At 70.2% G+C, this 17,713-nt stretch carries 19 protein-coding genes and 2 pseudogenes; 8 read left to right on the top strand and 13 right to left on the bottom strand.

Translation table 11 applies throughout. The features are described from left to right. Positions 1–8: 8 nt before the first annotated feature. Positions 9–839, bottom strand: coding sequence for an ABC transporter permease (locus KIV56_RS13795; RefSeq protein ID WP_281533888.1), 831 nt, complete (start codon positions 837–839; stop codon positions 9–11). After that, positions 836–1,854: pseudogene (locus tag KIV56_RS13790) on the bottom strand (ATP-binding cassette domain-containing protein). The gene KIV56_RS13795 and the pseudogene KIV56_RS13790 overlap by 4 nt, the downstream one beginning before the upstream one ends. A gap of 69 nt (positions 1,855–1,923) precedes the next feature. On the opposite strand from KIV56_RS13790, the gene KIV56_RS13785 reads away from it, so the two are divergent. Further along, the gene (locus KIV56_RS13785) at positions 1,924–2,607 is read left to right on the top strand and encodes a TetR/AcrR family transcriptional regulator (protein ID WP_281533887.1); all 684 of its coding nucleotides are present in this window, start codon (positions 1,924–1,926) and stop codon (positions 2,605–2,607) included. Positions 2,608–2,777: 170 nt separating this feature from the next. Here the strand turns inward: KIV56_RS13785 and KIV56_RS13780 are convergent, their stop codons facing one another. Together KIV56_RS13780 and KIV56_RS13775 are read right to left on the bottom strand one after the other, a co-directional pair. Continuing rightward, the gene (locus KIV56_RS13780; protein ID WP_281533886.1) at positions 2,778–4,079 is read right to left on the bottom strand and encodes an ABC transporter permease; all 1,302 of its coding nucleotides are present in this window, start codon (positions 4,077–4,079) and stop codon (positions 2,778–2,780) included. Then, complete coding sequence (locus KIV56_RS13775; protein ID WP_281533885.1) at positions 4,076–4,774, bottom strand: ABC transporter ATP-binding protein; 699 nt, start codon at positions 4,772–4,774, stop codon at positions 4,076–4,078. Before KIV56_RS13775 ends, KIV56_RS13780 begins: the two co-directional genes overlap by 4 nt. 41 nt (positions 4,775–4,815) lie before the next feature. Here KIV56_RS13775 and KIV56_RS13770 point away from each other — a divergent pair, with 41 nt between their 5' ends. From KIV56_RS13770 to KIV56_RS13760, 3 genes are all read left to right on the top strand, one after another. Further along, positions 4,816–6,267 (top strand): sensor histidine kinase, encoded by a 1,452-nt coding sequence (locus KIV56_RS13770; RefSeq protein WP_281533884.1) that lies wholly within the window; start codon positions 4,816–4,818, stop codon positions 6,265–6,267. Further along, a complete protein-coding gene (locus tag KIV56_RS13765) occupies positions 6,264–6,938 on the top strand; it encodes a response regulator transcription factor (RefSeq protein ID WP_281533883.1) in 675 nt (224 codons plus the stop codon). The genes KIV56_RS13770 and KIV56_RS13765 overlap by 4 nt, the downstream gene beginning before the upstream one ends. A 100-nt stretch (positions 6,939–7,038) precedes the next feature. Next, positions 7,039–7,680 carry a potassium channel family protein gene (locus tag KIV56_RS13760; RefSeq protein WP_281533882.1) on the top strand — a complete coding sequence of 214 codons (642 nt, stop codon included), beginning with the start codon at positions 7,039–7,041 and terminating at the stop codon, positions 7,678–7,680. Between the two features lie 172 nt (positions 7,681–7,852). On the opposite strand, the gene KIV56_RS13755 is transcribed toward KIV56_RS13760, so the two are convergent. Further along, complete coding sequence (locus KIV56_RS13755) at positions 7,853–8,650, bottom strand: transglutaminase-like domain-containing protein (protein WP_281533881.1); 798 nt, start codon at positions 8,648–8,650, stop codon at positions 7,853–7,855. A 156-nt stretch (positions 8,651–8,806) separates the two neighbouring features. On the opposite strand from KIV56_RS13755, the gene KIV56_RS13750 reads away from it, so the two are divergent. Then, entirely contained in the window at positions 8,807–9,103 is a 297-nt protein-coding gene (locus KIV56_RS13750) for a pyridoxamine 5'-phosphate oxidase family protein (RefSeq protein ID WP_281533880.1), read from the top strand. Beyond that, positions 9,054–9,356: a hypothetical protein gene (locus KIV56_RS13745; protein WP_281533879.1), complete on the top strand. Its 303-nt coding sequence runs from the start codon at positions 9,054–9,056 to the stop codon at positions 9,354–9,356. Before KIV56_RS13750 ends, KIV56_RS13745 begins: the two co-directional genes overlap by 50 nt. Here the strand turns inward: KIV56_RS13745 and panD are convergent. The 4 genes and pseudogenes from panD to KIV56_RS13725 form a co-directional block, all read right to left on the bottom strand. Beyond that, positions 9,309–9,720 (bottom strand): annotated as a pseudogene (panD, locus tag KIV56_RS13740) (aspartate 1-decarboxylase). The gene KIV56_RS13745 and the pseudogene panD sit on opposite strands and share 48 nt — an antisense overlap. A 74-nt stretch (positions 9,721–9,794) precedes the next feature. Next, a complete protein-coding gene (locus tag KIV56_RS13735) occupies positions 9,795–10,766 on the bottom strand; it encodes an FKBP-type peptidyl-prolyl cis-trans isomerase (RefSeq protein WP_281533878.1) in 972 nt (323 codons plus the stop codon). 155 nt (positions 10,767–10,921) lie between these two features. Then, entirely contained in the window at positions 10,922–11,554 is a 633-nt protein-coding gene (locus tag KIV56_RS13730; protein ID WP_281533877.1) for a hypothetical protein, read from the bottom strand. A 106-nt stretch (positions 11,555–11,660) separates the two neighbouring features. Beyond that, positions 11,661–12,515 carry a MinD/ParA family ATP-binding protein gene (locus KIV56_RS13725; protein WP_281533876.1) on the bottom strand — a complete coding sequence of 285 codons (855 nt, stop codon included), beginning with the start codon at positions 12,513–12,515 and terminating at the stop codon, positions 11,661–11,663. Here KIV56_RS13725 and KIV56_RS13720 point away from each other — a divergent pair. After that, positions 12,502–13,113 carry a hypothetical protein gene (locus KIV56_RS13720; protein ID WP_281533875.1) on the top strand — a complete coding sequence of 204 codons (612 nt, stop codon included), beginning with the start codon at positions 12,502–12,504 and terminating at the stop codon, positions 13,111–13,113. The two genes, KIV56_RS13725 and KIV56_RS13720, sit on opposite strands and share 14 nt — an antisense overlap. A gap of 117 nt (positions 13,114–13,230) precedes the next feature. Beyond that, positions 13,231–13,533: a hypothetical protein gene (locus tag KIV56_RS13715; protein WP_281533874.1), complete on the top strand. Its 303-nt coding sequence runs from the start codon at positions 13,231–13,233 to the stop codon at positions 13,531–13,533. Between the two features lie 150 nt (positions 13,534–13,683). Here the strand turns inward: KIV56_RS13715 and KIV56_RS13710 are convergent, their stop codons facing one another. The 4 genes from KIV56_RS13710 to KIV56_RS13695 all read right to left on the bottom strand — a co-directional run bounded on the left by KIV56_RS13710 (position 13,684) and on the right by KIV56_RS13695 (position 17,645). Next, positions 13,684–14,958: a hypothetical protein gene (locus tag KIV56_RS13710; RefSeq protein ID WP_281533873.1), complete on the bottom strand. Its 1,275-nt coding sequence runs from the start codon at positions 14,956–14,958 to the stop codon at positions 13,684–13,686. Positions 14,959–15,216: 258 nt separating this feature from the next. After that, a complete protein-coding gene (locus KIV56_RS13705) occupies positions 15,217–15,435 on the bottom strand; it encodes a hypothetical protein (RefSeq protein WP_281533872.1) in 219 nt (72 codons plus the stop codon). A 247-nt stretch (positions 15,436–15,682) separates the two neighbouring features. Continuing rightward, complete coding sequence (locus KIV56_RS13700; protein ID WP_281533871.1) at positions 15,683–16,369, bottom strand: PRC-barrel domain-containing protein; 687 nt, start codon at positions 16,367–16,369, stop codon at positions 15,683–15,685. An 85-nt stretch (positions 16,370–16,454) separates the two neighbouring features. Next, a complete protein-coding gene (locus KIV56_RS13695) occupies positions 16,455–17,645 on the bottom strand; it encodes an SLC13 family permease (RefSeq protein WP_281533870.1) in 1,191 nt (396 codons plus the stop codon). Between the last annotated feature and the right edge of the window lie 68 nt (positions 17,646–17,713).

Here is a 17,713-nt window from a genome sequence, read left to right as displayed (position 1 = left end):
TTGTCACGCTACCGCGAACTGATCGACGCGAACTTGCGGATGCACAGCGGTACGAACACCACGAGCATCACGGTGATGCCGATCAGCACCGTCTGGATCGGGTGCTGCATGGTCCAGATCTCGGGAACGGGCGCGGTGCCCTCGTTGCCGAACAGCTGCCTGGCCGCCTGCACGAGCGAGGAGACCGGGTTCCACTCCGCGAAGATCCGCAGCGGGGTCGGCAGGGTGTCGCTCGGCACGAAGGCGTTCGAGACGAACGTCAGCGGGAACAGGATGAGGAACGAGGCGTTGTTGATCACTTCCGGGCTCTTCACGCTCATACCGAGCAGGGCCATCACCCAGCTGAGCGAGTAGCTGAACAGGAGGAGCAGGCCGACGCCGGCGAGGAATTCGGCCGGCGAGGAGTTGACCCGCCAGCCGACCGCGAGCCCGGTCGCCATCATGATGACCATCGAGATGGTGTTGAGCACGAGGTCGCTGTTGGTGCGGCCGATTAGCACCGCGGACGAGCTCATCGGGAGGCTGCGGAACCGGTCGATGATGCCCTCCTTGAGGTCGAGCGCCATCGCCGACCCGGAGAACGTCGACCCGAACACGACGGTCTGGGCGAAGATGCCCGCCATCAGGAACTGCGTGTAGTCGGTGCCCTGCACCTGGATCGCGCCGCCGTACACCTGGCTGAAGAGCAGCACGAACATCACCGGCTGGATCACCGCGAAGACGAGCATGTCCGGGGAACGCTTGATCTTGATCAGGTTGCGCTTGGTGACGGTCCAGCCGTCTGAGTACCACAGCGAGAACGGGTTCCAGCTGGGCAGGGTCGTGGAAATCGCGCTCATCGGGCCTTCACCGCTTCCTTCTGGTCGAGGGTGTCGTCATCCGCTGCGCCCGTGGCCTTGTCGGCCTTGTGCCCCGTGAGCTTGAGGAACACGTCATCGAGCGTCGGCCGGCGCATGCCGGCGTCGTGCAGCTCGATACCGGCGTCGCCGAGCGCCGCGAGCACGTGCTGAAGGGCGAGCGGCCCGTCGGTCACCGCGACCTCGAGGCCGCGGCCGTCGCTCGTGACGATCGGTTCGCCGTCGCCGAAGCGGGCGAGGATGCCGCGGGCCGCCTCGCTCGCGCCGGCACCGGCGTCGACGAGCGCGACTTCGAGGCGGTGCCCGCCGATCTGCGCCTTGAGCCTGGTCGGAGGTGCCCTCGGCGATGACCCGGCCGTCGTCGATCACGACGATGTCGTCGGAGAGCTGGTCGGCCTCTTCGAGGTACTGGGTCGTGAGCAGCACGGTCGTGCCGTCGGCGACGAGCCGTTTGATCACGTTCCAGAGCGCGATACGGCTGCGCGGGTCGAGCCCCGTGGTCGGCTCGTCAAGGAAGAGCACCTTGGGGTTGATCACGAGCGCTCCCGCGAGGTCGATCCGCCGGCGCATGCCTCCGGAGAACCCCTTGACCGGGCGGTTGCCTGCGGCGGTGAGCTCAGAAGAGGTCGATGAGCTCCTGGGCGCGACGCCGGGATTCGGTCGCGCCGAGGTGGTAGAGCCGACCGACCATCTCGAGGTTCTCGAAACCGGTCAGGTTCTCGTCGACGGCCGCGTACTGGCCCGACACCCCAATGATCCGGCGCACGGCCTTCGGGTCCGCGACGACGTCGATTCCGTCGACGAACGCCGTGCCGGAGTCCGGCCGGATCAGCGTCGTGAGCACCTTCACGACGGTGGTCTTGCCCGCGCCGTTCGGACCGAGCAGGGCCTTCACACTGCCCCGTGGAACCGAGAGGTCGAGCCCGGCGAGCGCATGCACCGGCCCGCTCTTGGAGCGGTACGTCTTGGTCAGGCCCCTGGCTTCGATGATCGTCATCGTGTTCATCCCTGCGGTATTGTGGACGTTGTACACATTCGGTCTCCAGCGTAACGAGGCGGCCTCACTTTGACAACCACGAACACCGATCCAGCCACCGAGTCCCAGGGTCGCACGACCTACCGACACGGCGACCTGAGGCGTGCCCTGATCGACGCCGGCCTCGAACTCGCCCGCGTGGGAGGCCCGGCCGCCGTCGTGGTCCGCGCGGCGACTCGCCGCGCCGGCGTCGCCCCGAACGCCGCATACCGGCACTTCGCCGACCGGAGCGCGCTCCTCGAGGCGGTCTGCTCAGAGTGCCAGTCCGGCGTCGCCCGGGCGATCGAGGACGAGCAGGCGGCGATCCCGGTGGCGGATGCCGCCGCATCCGCCGCGGGAACGACGATGGACGCAGCCACGGCCCGGCTCCGATTCCGCGCCGTCGGCTCCGGCTACCTGCGTTTCGCCCTGGCCGAACCGGGGCTGTTCCGCACCGCGTTCACGGCCTCGTCCGACCTCGAGAGCGCAACGAGCGCTGCACGGGCCGGCGAGCGCGGGCTGACCCCGTTCCAGCTACTCAGCGAGGCGCTCGACGACCTCGTGACCACGGGCGTCCTCCCCGCCGAGCGCCGGCCGGGTGCCGAGTTCCTGGCCTGGTCGGCCGTGCACGGCCTCGCCTCGCTGCTCCTCGACGGCCCGCTCCGGGCGTTGCCGCCAGAGTCGACCCAGGCCCTGATCGGCCGCGTCGTGACCATGGTCGAGCAGGGCCTGTAGGCGGCGAGCCCCGCGCGCCCGCGCCGCGCGCATCCGCTCGCCCGGCGCCACGCCCGCGCCGGTTTCGGCAAGCCGCGCCCCTTTCATGGCACGCCCGCGCCGGTTTCGGCAAGCCGCTACCGCCCTTTCGGGCGCGGCCTGCCGAAACCGGCGCGGCGAGCGTGCAACCGCTACTCGTAGCGGAGCGACTCGATCGGGTCCTGCCGCGCGGCACGCCAGGCCGGCAGGGTGCCGGCGAGGAACGCGATGCCCATCACGATCAGGATGATCGTGATGATCGATGCCGGTGTGAAGGAGATCAGGTGCAGGCCGGGCAGGTTGGCGAACAGCCTGGTCGAGAGCGCGCGGCTCACGACGGTGCCGACGATCATCGCGATGCCGGCGCCGATCGCGCTGCCGAGGAAGCCGATGAACGCCGCCTCGATGCTGAACAGGCCGAAGATCCGGCCGGCGCCCATGCCCATCGCCTTCATCAGGCCGATCTCCCTGGTGCGCTCCTGCACACTCATCAGCAGCGTGTTGACGATGCCGAAGCTCGCGGCGAGCAGGGCGATCACGGCGAAGGCGTTGAGCACAAGCACGATCGCGTCGATCACCGACTTGAAGGTGCCGATCTGGTCGGCGACCGTCTTGGCAGTGAAGCCGGCGTCGGTGAAGCGGGCCTGCAGTGCGGTGACCTCGCTCGCCGAGGCGTTCGCGTCGAAGTGCACGACGGCCTGGGCGTAGCTGTCCTTCGCGGTCGCGCTGCGCCCGACGCTCTGCGCGTCGTAGAGCGCCGTCGTGAGTGCCGTGTTCGCGGTCGCATTCCCCGTCGCACCGAGACCGGCCTCTGAGACCCCGACCACGGTCGCGTCGATGACACTCGACGTTCCCGCAGCGTCCGTGATGCCGATGTGCACGGTGGCACCGATCGCATCCGCGTCGCTCGCGAACCCGAGCGGTGCGACGAACGACACCGGCAGCGCGATCTGCCGCTCCGATGATGCCGGATCGAGCTGGGCGCCCGCGGACAGCTGCAGCGTCGTCCCGGTGACGAAGCTGCCGAGCCCGAGCCGGTACTTCTTGCTGCTGCCCGTCGTCACGTAGTCCGGGGTGACCGAGAGGCTCGGTTCCACGGACGTGACCCCGTCGATGGCGGCGATCGTGGTGAGGTCCGCGGGGGTGATCGCGGCGACGGTCGTCCTCCCCGCGGCACCCCCGGCCGCGCCCCCACCGCTGGTGATCTGGTCGGCCGAGTATTCCTGCGGGCCGGTCGTCGTCGCATCCGGCGACACCTTCGTCACGGTGAGCACGTCGTTCGCGCCGATGGATGCGACAGTGTCGGTGATGTAGGCGTTGATCCCGGTGCCGAGACCGTTGGTGATGGTGAGCGTGAACGCGCCGATGAAGATGGCGAGCACGGTGAGGGTGGTGCGGAGGCGGCTGCGGAAGCTGTTGCCGATGGCCGAGCCGACGACGTCGATGGCCCTCATGCTGCGACCCGGGCTTCCTCGGAGACGACGAGGCCGTCGCGAATGTACACCCGGCGGTCGCAGCGTTCGGCGAGGTCCTCGTCGTGGGTCACGATGATCAGGGTGATGCCCTGCTCGCGGTTGAGCCCGAACAGGATGTCCTCGACGATCGCGCCGGTGGCACTGTCGAGGTTGCCGGTGGGTTCGTCGGCGAAGATGATCCGCGGATCGTTGACGAGGGCGCGGGCGATCACCGCCCGCTGCTTCTGGCCGCCGGAGAGCGCGTTGGCCTTGCTCCTCGCCTTGTCGTCGAGCTCCAGGCGTTCGAGCGCCGCGTGGCCGCGCAGCTTGCGGCTCCGAGAGGCGATACCGGCGATCTTGAGCGGCAACACGACGTTCTCGAGCACGGATGCCCCCGGCGTGAGGAAGAACTGCTGGAAAACGAATCCGAAGGTCTTGTTGCGTGTCTCGTTGAGCCGCTTGCCCTTCAGGGTCGCGGTGTCGCTCCCGCCGAGCTCCACGCTGCCGGTGCTCGGCTTGTCGAGCAGGGCGAGCAGGTGCATCAGGGTGGACTTGCCCGAGCCGCTCTTGCCGACGATGGCGACGGACTCGCCGGCGAAGATCTCCAGGGTGACCCCCTTGAGCGCGTCGAATCGATTCGGGCCGCGACCGTACGACTTCTTCAGGTCGTAGGCGGCGAGTATGGGGTGGGACATCGTGTTCTCCTCCGGGTGATGTAGCGCTGTCGGCTGCGTGGGTGGCTGCGTGGGTGCGCCGGGTCGGGCGTGGCGGATGCCGCGAGCCGGCACTGTTCCAGCGTCGCGGCATCCGTCTCGCCGGGCATCCTCCTGCGGCAGCAACCTGCCGTACCGCAGGCGCGGTACGGCCTCTCGTCCCCCGGGAGGATGCCGCAGCCCGGCGCAGGGGGCATCCTTGGGAGATGACCTCGATGTACAGCCATGCGCACCTGCCGCGTTGGGCCGCCGACACGCTGATCACCCTGCTGGTGCTCGCGGGCGCGTTCCTGCCATTCGGCGGCAACTTCCGGGTCGTGCCGAGCGTCGCCGGCACCCTCGTCGCGGTCGCCGCAGCGGCCGTACTACTGGTGCGGCGGCGCTGGCCCCTTCAGGTTCTCGCGGTGTGCGTCGCCCTGTTCATGATCGCCGGAGGCCTCGGTGTGCCACTGACTGCCTTCATCATGCCCACGGCGATCGCCGCCTGGAACGTCGCCGTCCGCACGGACCGGCGCACGACCATCGTGGCCACGTCGCTCAACGCATTCGCCCTCGTCATCACGAGCCTGGTCGTCACCCCGGCCGACGTGCTCGACCCCCGCGTCGTGCAATACGCGGCGATCATCGGGTTCGCCGGCGCAACCGGTGACGCCGTGCGGTCGCGCCGCGCGTACATCACCGCGATCACCGAACGCGCCCGCACCGCGGAGGAGACCCGCGAGTCGGAGGCTCTGCGCCGGGTCGCCGAAGACCGGCTGCGCATCGCCCGCGAACTGCACGACGCCGTCGCCCACCAGATGGCCGTGATCAACCTGCACGCCGGGGTCGCCACCCAGGCACTCCCCGACCGGCCCGCCGACGCACAGGAATCGCTCACGACGATCCGCCAGGCCGCCCAGGCGGTGTTGCGCGAGATCGGCACAATGCTCGCGGTGCTCAGGGACGACTCGGCCGGTCGCCCCCGGCCCCCGGCCGCCGAGATCGGCCTCGGCCGGGTCGACGCGCTCCTGGCCGACTTCGCCCGCGACGGCCTCGCCGTGACCGTGCGCGTGCGCGGCGCGGGCACCCGGCTGCCCGCCCCCGTCGACACCATCGCCTACCGGATCGTGCAGGAGGCCCTCACCAACGCGCACAAGCACGGTGCCGGCCACACCGCCGAGCTCCGCATCAGCTACGGCAGCGACAGCGTCGACATCGAGGTCGAGAACCCGGTCGCCTTCCACGCGATCGACCCGGCAGCGGATGCCCCGACCGGCCATGGCCTCGTCGGCGTCGCCGAGCGCGCGGGCACCATCGGCGGCACAGTGGAGTTCGGCGTGCGTCCCCCGGACACGTTCCGGCTCGCCGTGATCCTGCCCATTGCGAGCGCCGGGGCGGACGCCCCGGCCGATGTCCCGGCCGCCGAGTCGCCGGCCCCTGCTCGCATCTCCGCCCCGACCTCTGCTCCAGACCCTGCAGCAGGAGCGGCCTCGTGATCCGGGTCCTGATCGCGGACGACCAGACCCTGATCCGCACGGCCGTGCGCGAACTGGTCAGGCACGAGCCCGACCTCGAGGTCGTCGGCGAAGCCGCTGACGGGGCCGAGGCGCTCGCCCAGTCCCGGCTGCTGCTACCCGATGTCGTGCTGATGGACATCCGCATGCCCGTGCTCGACGGCATCGAGGCGACCCGCGCGATCTGCGCGGATCCCGGGCTCTCGGCCGTGCGCATCCTGATCCTGACGACCTTCGAGGAGGACGAATACGTCGTGCAGGCCCTCCGGGCCGGGGCCGGCGGCTTCGTCGGCAAGGGCACGGAGGCGGCCGACCTGATGCGGGCGATCCGCACGATCCACCAGGGCGATGCCCTGCTCTCCCCCACCGCTACGCAGAGCCTGATCCGCCGCTACGTGCTGCCGACCGGCCCGGGTCGCGCGGCCTCGGTGCCGCCGAGCCTCGCGCACCTGACCGATCGGGAGCGGGAGGTCCTCACGCTCGTCGCGCGCGGCCAGTCGAACGAGGAGATCGCCGCCGGCCTGTTCATCTCGCCACTGACCGCGAAGACCCACATCAACCGGACCATGGCCAAGCTCTACGCCCACGACCGGGCGCAACTCGTCGTCATCGCCTACGAGAGCGGACTGCTCGTGCCCGGAACCGCCGGCTGACCCTGGTCGCGCGCCGCCGGCATCCGCCGCCCGACAGCACGCAAGCGGATGCCGGCGGCCGGCCCTGCCGTGCGGGCGATGGTCCTCCTAGAGTGTGGGCATGACTCAAGAACGCTGGCAGCAGCTCGTGCAGTGGCCGCTCCTCGGGGCGGCGATGATCTTCCTGGTCGACTACGCCTGGAGGGTCCTCGCCGACGTGCAGGGCGAACCCGGGCTCATCCTGACCCTCGTGCTCGAAGCAGCCTGGTCGGTCTTCCTCCTCGACTACCTGATGAATCTCGTGCTCGCTCCCCAGCGCTGGTTGTGGTTTCGCACCCACCTCTTCGACCTGCTCGTCGTCGTGCTGCCCGTGCTGCGTTCGTTGCGCCTGCTCCGCCTCGTGACCGCCCTGTCAGCCTTCCCCCGCTCGCCGGGGACAGCGGTGCGGTCCCGGGTCGGCATCTACGTCACGTCCGCGACGGTCCTGCTCGTGTTCCTCGCGTCCCTTGCCGTGCTCGACGCCGAGCGGCGCGCTCCCGGCGCGAATATCACCTCGTTCGGCAACGCGCTCTGGTGGACCTTTGTCACGATCGCGACGGTCGGTTACGGCGACTTCACCCCCGTGACGATCGAAGGCCGGCTGATCGCCGTCGCGCTCATGCTCGGCGGGATCGCCCTCGTCGGCGTCGTCACCGCGACCCTCGCCTCGTGGATCGTCGACCGCGTCGCCGAACTCACCCGCGACCAGGGCGCCGACAAGTGATGCGGCGCGGCGGCTGAGGTCCCGGAGTCCCGGCGCCCCGCCGCCGCTACCAAAACCGCAGCCCGCTCCCGAAACGGCGGGCGCGGCCTGCCGAAACCCGCGCGGTGGCAGATGCTTCTGGGCGGGGGCCGCCAAAACCGGCGCGGCGGCGGATGCGGGGGGGCGCATCCGCTCAGTGCAGGCGCACCAGGGAGTACCGGTCGTCGCGCGGCAGGGTGTCGACAGTCGCGGTCACGGTGAGATCGCGGAGGAACACCGCGCCGCCGATCGTGGTGAGAAAGGCGGTGTCCGCGGCGTCACGGCCGGTCGCGATACGCAGGAGCGTCTGCCGCGGGGCGAGTCCGGTGGCGTCCACGACATGCCAGGCGTCGTCGACGAAGACCTCGGCCACCGCGTGGAAGTCCATCGGCGAGAGCCCGGGCGCGTACACGGAGACGACCCGCGCCGGCACGTCCCGCGCGCGAAGCAGCGCGACGACGAGGTGCGCGAAGTCCCGGCACACGCCCTGCCGGTCGATCAGGGTCCGCACGGCGCCGTCGGTCGGCAGGCTCGACCCGGGCTCGTAGCGCAGCTTCGCGCCGACCCAAGCGGCGACGGCGTTCATGAGGACTGTGCCGGAGAGCCCGGCGAATTCGGCGGCGGCCGTGCCCCAGAGCCGGTCGGATTCGCAGTACCGGCTCGGGCGCAGGTAGCGCACGAGGTCGATCTCCGAAAAACCGGCGTCGCTCGCCTGCCCGGTCGCGGTGACGGCGTAGTCGATGTCGACCGAGCCGGCCTGTGCCTCGACGACATGCAGGCGGGTGCCGTGCTGGTCGAACACGATCCGGGCCTCCAACGGGGTGCCGTCCTGCACGGCCGCGAAGGTCTCCTTGATCGACACGGCCGGGTCGTCGGCGACGCCGATCGAGAGGATCAACCGGGCGGGCGCCCGCACATCGAGGGCGAGGCGAGCGGATGCGTTACGTTCCATCCCACGATGATGGCATGCGCCCGGTGCCTCGCGGTACCGACCCCGCCGACCGCCACGTCGTCGGCACGCGGGCGGGCGGCACGCCGGCAGCACGCAGGCGGCGGGAAGTCCCGCCTGGCACTGGTGCGCCTCACCGGGCGGGTCCATGCTGGGGTCATGCTCGGGGAATTGAACGCTCGTGAAATCGACGCAGTCCTGCACACCAGTGTGGTCGGCCGGATCGGCTGCCACAGCGACGGCCGCACCTACATCGTGCCGATCACCTACGCCTACGACGGCGACACCGTGTACGCGCACAGCGCAGCGGGCACCAAAGTCGAGATGATGCGGGCGAACCCCGCTGTCTGCTTCGAGGTGGAGCAGCTCGACGACCTCGCCAGCTGGCGCACCGTCGTCGCCTGGGGTGAGTTCGAGGAGCCTGCACGGTGCGGATGCCGACGACGGCCTCCGTAAGCTGCTCGCCCGGCTCGCACCGTACGTGACGTCGACGACGGCGCAGCCGGTCTCGGGTCCCGACGGCACGTTCCACGGGATCCGGACGACGGCGTCTGAGCCGGTGCCGCCGTCGGCGGTCCGGGTGGCCGCATCCGGTCAGGCACCGGTTCTCTACCGGATCAAGCTGACCGAGAAGACCGGCCGGTTCGAGGAGCGCTCGACGTCAGGCCGTGAGCGGCGGGCGGCTCAGGCCAGCGACATGTACACCTGAGGGGTCTGCGTCGACCGCGACGATGTGGTTGTCCGCGTCGACGTGCACGACGACGGGGACGTAGCTGCGGGCTTCTTCGTCGCTCATCTGCGCGTAAGAGATGATGATGATGAGGTCGCCCTGCATGCCGAGGCGGGCGGCGGCGCCGTTCAGGCCGATGACTCCGCTGCCGCGCTTGCCTGCGATGAGGTAGGTCTCGAAGCGGCTGCCGTTGTTCACGTCGACGATACTGACGCGCTCACCGGCGAGCAGGTCGCCGGCTTCCATCAGGCTCCTCGTCAACCGTCAGCGAACCGACGTAGTGCAGGTCGGACTGCGTCACGGTGGCGCGGTGGATCTTGGACTTGAACATCGTGCGCTGCATGGTGGAACTGGGCCTTCCGGCGGCGGCCCGGGGGCCGCCGCCTGGTGCGGGTGTCTGGTTAAGCGGTGTCGCGACTACGCGGTCGCGAGGATGTCGACGACGAACACAAGGGTGTCCGTTGCCGAGATGCCCGCGGTCGTGTTGCCGGTTGCGCCGTAGCCGAGCGCCGGCGGGATCACGATGACGACCTGCGAGCCGACGGTCTGGCCGACCAGGCCCTGGGCGAAGCCGGGGACGACGTTGGCCGTCGCGAAGGTGGCCGGGCCGCCCTTGCCCCAGCTCTGGTCGAAGACCTTCCCGGTGGCCCACACGACACCCGCGTACTGCACGGTCACGGTCGCGCCGTCGGCGACGGTCGCGCCGTCGCCCTTCTTGAGGACCTCGGTCTTGAGCTCGGTCGGGGCGTCGCTCTTCGGGACGGTGATCGTCGGGGCGCCGTCGTCGGCGAGCGCGACGGTCGGGAAACCGTCCTGCGGGGCCTGGTCGGCGCCGCTCGCGCGGGTGGGCACCTTGCCCTTCACGTCGATCACGAAGATGATGTTGTCGGTCGCGGCGACCTTGAGGTCCGTGTTACCCGTGGTGCCGAACGCGTCGACCGGCGGCACGACGACGGCGACGCGCGAGCCGATGTTGGAGCACGCGATGCCCTTGAGGATGCCGGGGATGACGGAGCCGGTCTCGGCGACGGTGACGGTGAGGCCGGCTGCGGTGCCGTAACCGCCGGCGTTGAGCTTGGCACCCGAGGTGGCGTTGTACGCGGTGTACGCGATCTCGACGGCGTCACCGGTGTTGACGGCGTCGCCGTCGCCCTTGGTGATCACGGTGCGCTCGGTCGCGGTTGCCGCGAGCGGCGCCGTGAAGGTGACGGTGGGCTCGACGCCGGCGTCACCGGCGACCTTGACGGCGTCCGAGCTCGTGCCGGGGTCCGTGCAGGTCAGCGCGGCGGCGGCGGATGCCGTCGGTGTCGACGACGGGGATCCGCTGCAGCCGGTGAGGGCGAGCACCGCGACGGTTGCGACGGTGAGAAGGGCAGGAAGTTTGCGCACGCTGATCTTTCTGTTTCGAGAGTGGTCTCTTCGATGATGGGCCTCGGTCAGTATGAACCATGCATCTATGAGTAACCTGAACCGACCGGTCGGCGGAGGACAGACCGCGGGCTTCCGGTAGCGGATGCCCGCACGAGGGAGCCCGACGGAAGACGCTACCCGACGTTGGTGTCGGGAGCCCCAGTCGCCGGAACATCGGTCGCGACGGGGGCGGTCGCCGCCGCCGTCAGCACGTCCACGACGATGACGACGTTGTCGTTCGCGTGGAGGTCCAGCTCGATGTTCTCCTGCGCTCCCCAGGCATCCACCGGGCTCGCGACGACGGCGACCCGGGAGCCGACCGTCGAGCAGGTGACGCCTTTGAGGATGGCGAGCAGGGTCCCGTCCGGCGCGGCAAGGTTCACCCGGACGGGTGCTCCGGTGTCGAGTCCCGAGGTGCCGGGCCCGAATCCGCGGGCGTCGATCTTCGCCCCGGTCCTGCCGTTGTAGAACGCGACGCCGAGTTCCACGTAGTCGCCGGTCTGCACCGGGGCGCCGGTGCCGACCGTCATGACGGTGCGTTCGGTGTTCGCGGCGGTCAGCGGCGTGGTGAAGGTGACCTCCGGCGCGCTGCCGACGGCCCCCGGCGCGACCACGGCGTCTGAGGCTGCCCCGGGCTGGGCGCAGCCGGCCGGGGCGGCGGGCGACCGGGTCGCTGCCGGGCTGCATCCGGTGAGCGCCAGCACAACGCAGACCGCGACGAGACCGGCGGAGGCTCCGAGGGAGATAAGGGCGGGGTAGCTGCGCACGGGTGGACCTTCTTGTCGGCGGGCGGCCCCGATTGGCACGCCCGCCGTGCATTATGACGTACGCAGGCGAACGGGAAGGTACACGTCCCCGGGCGCCCGGCGCCGACTACAGGCCTTCGGCGATCGCAGCGGTCGCGTAGAGCCAGGCCTCACGGGTGCGCGGGGCGAGGGCGTCGATGTTGAGCGGGCCGCCGGCGACGAGCGCCGGGTCGTATGGCACGTCGACGACGGTGCGGGTGAGCTGGCTGAAGTGGTCGTGCAACCGGGCGGACAGGGCTCGGTCGGCCGTCTTCGCCGGGGATGCGAGCACGGTCACGGCCTGGGCGACCTTGTCCCCGTGCCCCTTGAGCCGCAGACCGTCGAGGAGCGAGGCCGCGCCGTACGCGGTGTCTTCACGGATCGTCGAGACGACGACGAGCTGGTCGGCGGTCTCGACGGCCGCCTCCCAGTTCGAGGCGCGCATGTTGTTGCCGGTGTCGATGATCAGGATCCGGTAGAAGCGGCTCAGTGCGGCGTGCAGCTTGCCGAAGGCGACGTCGTCGATGCTCGCGGCGCCGGCCGGGTCGAGGTCGGAGGCGAGTGCGTCGAAGCGGGCGTCGCCCTGGTTGCGCACGTACTTGTCGAGGTCGCCGACCCTCGCCGACGTGGAGTACGCGAAGTCCTCGAGGTCGCGGAGCAGGTCGACGGCCGTGTTCGTGTGCTGGGCGCCCTGCGCCCGCACGCCGAGGGTGCCCATCGTCTCGTTGTTGTCCCAGGCGAGGGTGTACCCGCCACGGTGGATGCCGAACGTCGCGGCGATCAGCAGCGTCGCGGTGGTCTTGTGCGCGCCGCCCTTGGGGTTGAGCACCACGATGGTGCGGGGACCGCTGAGGCTGCGCTGCACTGCCGCGATTGCGGCGCGGCGGGCGAGTTCGCTGCGGCCCGGCGACGGATTCACGAGTCCGCCGGTGACCCGGCGCACGGTGCCCTGCCAGCCGAGGAGGGCGGGTCCTGCGACGATCGCGGGGCGGGAGGCTCATGAAGTCGGCGAGGTTGGGACCGTCTTCCGCGGCGACCAGGGTCGTGTGCGGTGCCGGGACGAGCAGTGCGGAGGAGGCGGAGACCGGCGTGGACCGGAACTCAGCTACCGAGCCGGCCGCGATTTCGTCCTCGTCCTCGTCGGCGTCGAGATCGCCGTGTTCGAAGATGATGTCCTCGAAGAGTCCGGGTGGCGGTCCTGGCGTCCGGCGGGGCCCTGCGGGCACGGATTCGGCGGCCTGAGATGGCGCATCAGCGTCGGCACCGGCATCCGCTTCGGCATCGTCATCGACGTCGTCATCGACGTCGACAGTGGCGGCGCGTGCAGCGTTGGATGCATCGGCTGCATCGGCTTCGGCCCCGCGTTCCGCTGCCGACTCGGCATCGGCCTCGTCGACGGACGTCTGCGCCCCGGCGTCGAGGGGGTCACCCAGGGCTGCGAGCTCGGCCAGTTCCTCGAGGGCATCGATCGGTTCCATCGGTTCGGCCAGGGCCGCCGGGGCGTTGTGGTCGCCGGTGTGGGCCATGGCCCGCTTGGCTGACTTGCCCTGCGACGCTGCGGGTTCCTCGGTTTCGAGCGCGTGGCTCGGCAGTGCGGCGGCGGGGATGAAGTCGCCCGCGGCTTCCACTTCGCCGTCCGGGTGCACGACGAGGGGCCATTGGCCCTGCTCGTCGTCGGCGGTCAGCCGCACCGGGCGACCGAGTTCGCGGGCGACATCCGTCACGCGGTTGATGATCTCTTCACGAACACCGGCCTCGTCGCCGGCCGTCACCTGCTGGCCCGCCCCGTCGATGATCAGTTCGCCGGTTCCGTTGCTACGAATCGTTGCCTGGATGCGAGGAGGTACGGATACTTCGTGTTTCATGGTCAGCCTTTTTTCCGTCGAGCTCAGCTCTTCGTGCTTTGGTGCGCTCCGGAACAACTGGACCGCGCCACAGACCAGCCTAACGGGCGCGAGTGATTACCCCTCGTTTAGGCGTGATTCTTCCTCAGGTGGGCCCTCTTCAGCCGTGCAGCGACGCCCCGGAATCACCGGGAATCGCCGGCCGCGCCCACCGTCGCCGGCGCGCCGGCACCGCCTGGCGGAATCGATGACTCGCGGCGCGGAACCTCAGCCGGAGACCTGGCTCGTCGTCACCATGCGGAGCCAGGGCCCGGGCGGGACATCGGCGCGCTCGGTGAATGACCAGTCGACGTGGTCGGCGTCGCCGTCCAGGTCGGTGAAGCCCAGGCATCCGTTGAGCGCGGGCGAGACGTCCATTCCGGCGCCCTGGCTGCTGTCACCGCTGAACTTGAGGTTGATCGGGCGCGCGTTCGTGGTGCCGAAGACGTAACCGGCGTCGTGGTACAGCGCCCCGCTCGAGGGCCCGGCGTCTTCGACCTGGCCATAGCAGACGTGCCCGTTCGGGCCGACGATGCGCACCCAGCGGTTCTTCAGGTAGGAGAACCCCGGGTCGGCGCAGTGGCTGAGGCCGAGGGTCGCCGCCCACGGCACGACGGTGCAGCGCCCCGCGAATGCGGTCGGGTCGTTGACGTCGTCGAAGGGCAGGTCGAGGTAGAAGGCGTTCTGCAGGGGTGCCGGCTGACGGGTGGGCAGGAACCCGTTGGCCGACGTGCGGGCCTCGGTCGCGCAGAGGAAGGCGGCGCCCGTCCCGGAGCTCACGCCGTCGCACCCGCCATAGGCGCTGCCCGCGCAACCACTCGCCGCGGCCGGAGTGATCCCGGTCGTGATCCCGGTGTGGTGAAACGCCCACTGGCCGTCGTAGGTGCTGCAGACCTGGCTGCCGTCGCTGAGGTTGGCGTTGAAGATCTCACCGACCCAGAATGTCGTCGAGACGATGTTGGCGTGCAGGGGGTAGCGACTGGCCGTCTGGCCGGCGCCGGACGGCACGACGACGACGAGCTGCTCGTTGCGGTCGGCGAGGGCCGCTCCCGCGAACGTGTCGGCCGATCCGCTCGACGCACCCCCGGTTGCCACGGTCGCCGCGCCGAGTGTTCCCGTCGAAGCGAGGGCGCCCGACTGCACACCGAGGCCCGCCGCCGAGGCGGCGCTCGGTCGGCCGGCGCCGGGCCCGGCGGGCGCTCCGTCCGCGGCGACGATCGGCTTCGGGGCGGATGCCGGGGCCTGGCTCCCTGCTCCGCCGACCGGGCCGGCAGTCCCCGCGACCGGCGTCGGTCCGGCAGACGAGGTCACCTCGCCCGTTTTTCCGTCGGGCCCGGCGAAAGGGGGTGACGCCACGGCTCCCGGACCGGAGGCGGCGTGGCCGGCTTCCACCACCGGCGCGGTCGCGGCGACGGGCACGACAGACACCGCGAGCGCCGTCGAGAGGGCGAGGGTGACGAGGAGCAGGGCAGGGTGGATCAGGAGAGGAGCGACGGCGCGCATGAGTCCGATCGGATCACAGAGTTGCTGGGTCCGGTGGTTCGTGCCTCAGCAACCGCGGCTCGACCGATTTTCATGGGACTCCCCCAGCATGGCCACGACAAGGCGGTCATCCGTTTCGGCGCGCCGCAACGGGGAGAATTGAGTGAGGACCTGTCACGTCACGGCGGACCAGGGCGGTCGACACCCACGGCCTTCGCACAGACCTAACCTGCGACGGCCTGACGCGCGACGGCCCGTCCGGCTACCGCCGGGCGTGGCTCAGCCCGCGAGCGGCAGGTCTTCGGTCCCTGGGTGCCAGCGGATGGCCCGGATGCCGGCGCGCGTTGCGTGGGTGTCGTCGTGGCCGTTCTGGCGACGGCACTCGACGAGGTCCTGGGTCGCTGTGATGTGCGGGTCGCGGCAGGAGTTGGCGTAACTCGTGTAGTCCGTCTCGAGCAGGAGTTCGTCATCGGTCATGTTCGCGTGTTTCTGGTTCACAGCACTGGTTCCTGGTTCACGACACCGCCGGCCTGCGTCGTGCGCCGGCAACGGTGCCTGGTGGTTCTACTGGTTCGGACGGTGGTGAGCGACGCCCACTGCGGGCGTCGAGCCGGTCGTCACTCCCGCGGGGGAGACGTCGACGGATCGACACTCCCTGCGAGGTTGTTCTGCTGCTGATCAGACTAGGGCTGGGTTAGACGAATACCCAGTAAACCTGATGAATCGTCACATAAACGTCACTGTGTTACGGGCGTGTCACCCGGCCGGCACGTGCGGGTGCGGATGCGGATGCGGATGCGGACCGTCGTGCGGCGGGTGCGGGCGACCGTCGACCTCGTGCTTGCGCAGGTGTGGCGGGACCGGGGGCGGGCCCTCGTGCGGGCCGTGTGGAGGGGCGCGGATGCGGGGCGTCATTCGGGTGCGGATCTTCCGGGGTGGGCGGCGCGCCCGGGGACTGCACCTGCGGCTCCGGGCGGCCGGCGGCATCCGCTGGGAGGGCAGCGGACTCGACCGGAACGGCCTGCTCAGCGGACTCGACCGGAACGGCCTGCTCAGCGGGCTCGGCCGACCCGGCAGACTCTGCCGACCCGGCAGAGTTGGCAGAGTCGGGCGCCGAGGTGCCGTAGTAGTCGTAGAGTTCCTTCTCCTCGTCGGCGGTGATCGATCCACGGTCGCTCTCGATGCGGGGGCCGTTGCGGATGCGGTCCCGGTCGAAGGCCACGACCACGCGCGGGCCGTCGATGGTCGCGCCGTCGAGCGGAACGAACGATTCGAGCATGCCGAACAGGCCGGTGCGCACGGTGACGAACGCCGGTTCGCCGGAATCCTCACTCAGGAAGACCTGTTCGACCGAGCCGAGTTTCGCGCCGTCGCGCGTCACGACGACGCCGCCGTTGACGACGATGTCGTCGATCCCTTCGAGGGTGATCATTCGGTCATTCCTTCGCTCGAGGCACGCGTTGGACGCAGGGGCGGATTCCCATATTCTCGCATCGCTCGATGCGGCCGCGCGGAAGTCATGCGGTGACCAGGATCATCGTGAGCACGCTCAACCCGACCGTGACCGGGGCGAGCACGAGACCGAAGAGCGCATACCCGCGCCACGTGATCAGCACGTTCATCTTCTCGAGCCTGCTGTGCCAGAGCAGGGTCGCAAGAGAGGCCCACGGGGTGATCAGCGGGCCTACGTTCGCGCCGATCAGCACGGCGAGCAGCCGCGGGGTCGAGTCGGCGACCGGCTCGAGCGCGAGGTAGGCGGGCAGATTGTTGACCAGGTTCGAGCCGACCATGCTCGTGCCGGCCAGGCGGAACAGGTCCCCCGGCGCGTTCCCCGCCCCGGCGAGCGCGGTGAGCAGCACCGGCAGCCCCAGGTTCTGCAGGGCCTCCATCGCGAGGAACAGGCCGGCGCTGAAGAGAAGAAGCGACCACGGGATCAGGGTGATGCGGAGCACGCTCCGGCGCCTCACGAGGAACACGACGGCAAGCGAGAGCGCGGCGATGCTCGACGGCAGCCACACCGGCAGGCCGACGACCAGGGCGGGCAGCAGGGCCGCGAGGACGAGCGCGCTCGTCCCGAGCAGGACCCGGTCGACGGATGCCGCCGCTCCCGACGTGCCCGCCACGCGGGTCCGCTGCACGGGTACGCTCGCATACCGTTTGCCGAGGTCCTTGCGGAAGATGAGCGCGACCATGGCCATCGGCACGAGCACGGCGACGAGCGCGGGGGCCGCGGTGAGCCCGGCGAAGGCGATCGGGGAGATGCCGCCGAGGCGATTCTGGGCGAGCAGGTTGGTCAGGTTGCTGATCGGCAGCAGCAGGCTGCCGGTGTTGGCGAGCCACACCGTCGTGAGGGCGAACGGCAGCGGCGGCAGGCCCGCCTGTCGCGCGACCACGACGACAACCGGCGTCAGGAGCACGGCGGTCGTGTCGAGGGAGAGGAACACGGTCGTGACGATCGCGATGCCAGCGACCCACAGCCAGAGCAGCCAGGCCCGGCCGCCGCCCCAGTGCCGCAGCCGGCGGGCGATCCAGCGGAACACCCCCGCCTCGCTGCAGAGCTCGGTCACGACCGTCATGGCCACGACGAACACGAGAATCGGCGCCACTCGGTCCACGAGCACGAGCAGTTCGGCGAGCGGGAGCAGGCCGGTCGCCACGGCGACGGTGCCGAGCAGGAGCAGACCGGCGCCGATGAGGGACAGGACCATGGATCGGAGTGTATCGGTCGAGACCCCTCCGGCTCGCGAGAGTACGAATATGGCCCTTAACGCACCGC

Source organism: Cryobacterium breve (genome assembly GCF_027594785.1).
Classification (GTDB): Bacteria; Actinomycetota; Actinomycetes; order Actinomycetales; family Microbacteriaceae; genus Cryobacterium; species Cryobacterium breve_A.
The sequence above is the reverse complement of the archived record's forward strand: the minus strand, read 5'-3'. Positions and strand labels throughout refer to the sequence as shown.

What these genes read in the sequence shown, in the direction of transcription:
- KIV56_RS13695 (WP_281533870.1), bottom strand. Translation starts at nt 17,645, where the DNA reads ATGGTCCTGTCCCTCATCGGCGCCGGTCTGCTCCTGCTCGGCACCGTC.
- KIV56_RS13750 (WP_281533880.1), top strand. Translation starts at nt 8,807, where the DNA reads ATGCTCGGGGAATTGAACGCTCGTGAAATCGACGCAGTCCTGCACACC.
- KIV56_RS13795 (WP_281533888.1), bottom strand. Translation starts at nt 839, where the DNA reads ATGAGCGCGATTTCCACGACCCTGCCCAGCTGGAACCCGTTCTCGCTG.
- KIV56_RS13760 (WP_281533882.1), top strand. Translation starts at nt 7,039, where the DNA reads ATGACTCAAGAACGCTGGCAGCAGCTCGTGCAGTGGCCGCTCCTCGGG.
- KIV56_RS13700 (WP_281533871.1), bottom strand. Translation starts at nt 16,369, where the DNA reads ATGATCACCCTCGAAGGGATCGACGACATCGTCGTCAACGGCGGCGTC.
- KIV56_RS13710 (WP_281533873.1), bottom strand. Translation starts at nt 14,958, where the DNA reads ATGCGCGCCGTCGCTCCTCTCCTGATCCACCCTGCCCTGCTCCTCGTC.
- KIV56_RS13780 (WP_281533886.1), bottom strand. Translation starts at nt 4,079, where the DNA reads ATGAGGGCCATCGACGTCGTCGGCTCGGCCATCGGCAACAGCTTCCGC.
- KIV56_RS13775 (WP_281533885.1), bottom strand. Translation starts at nt 4,774, where the DNA reads ATGTCCCACCCCATACTCGCCGCCTACGACCTGAAGAAGTCGTACGGT.
- KIV56_RS13755 (WP_281533881.1), bottom strand. Translation starts at nt 8,650, where the DNA reads ATGGAACGTAACGCATCCGCTCGCCTCGCCCTCGATGTGCGGGCGCCC.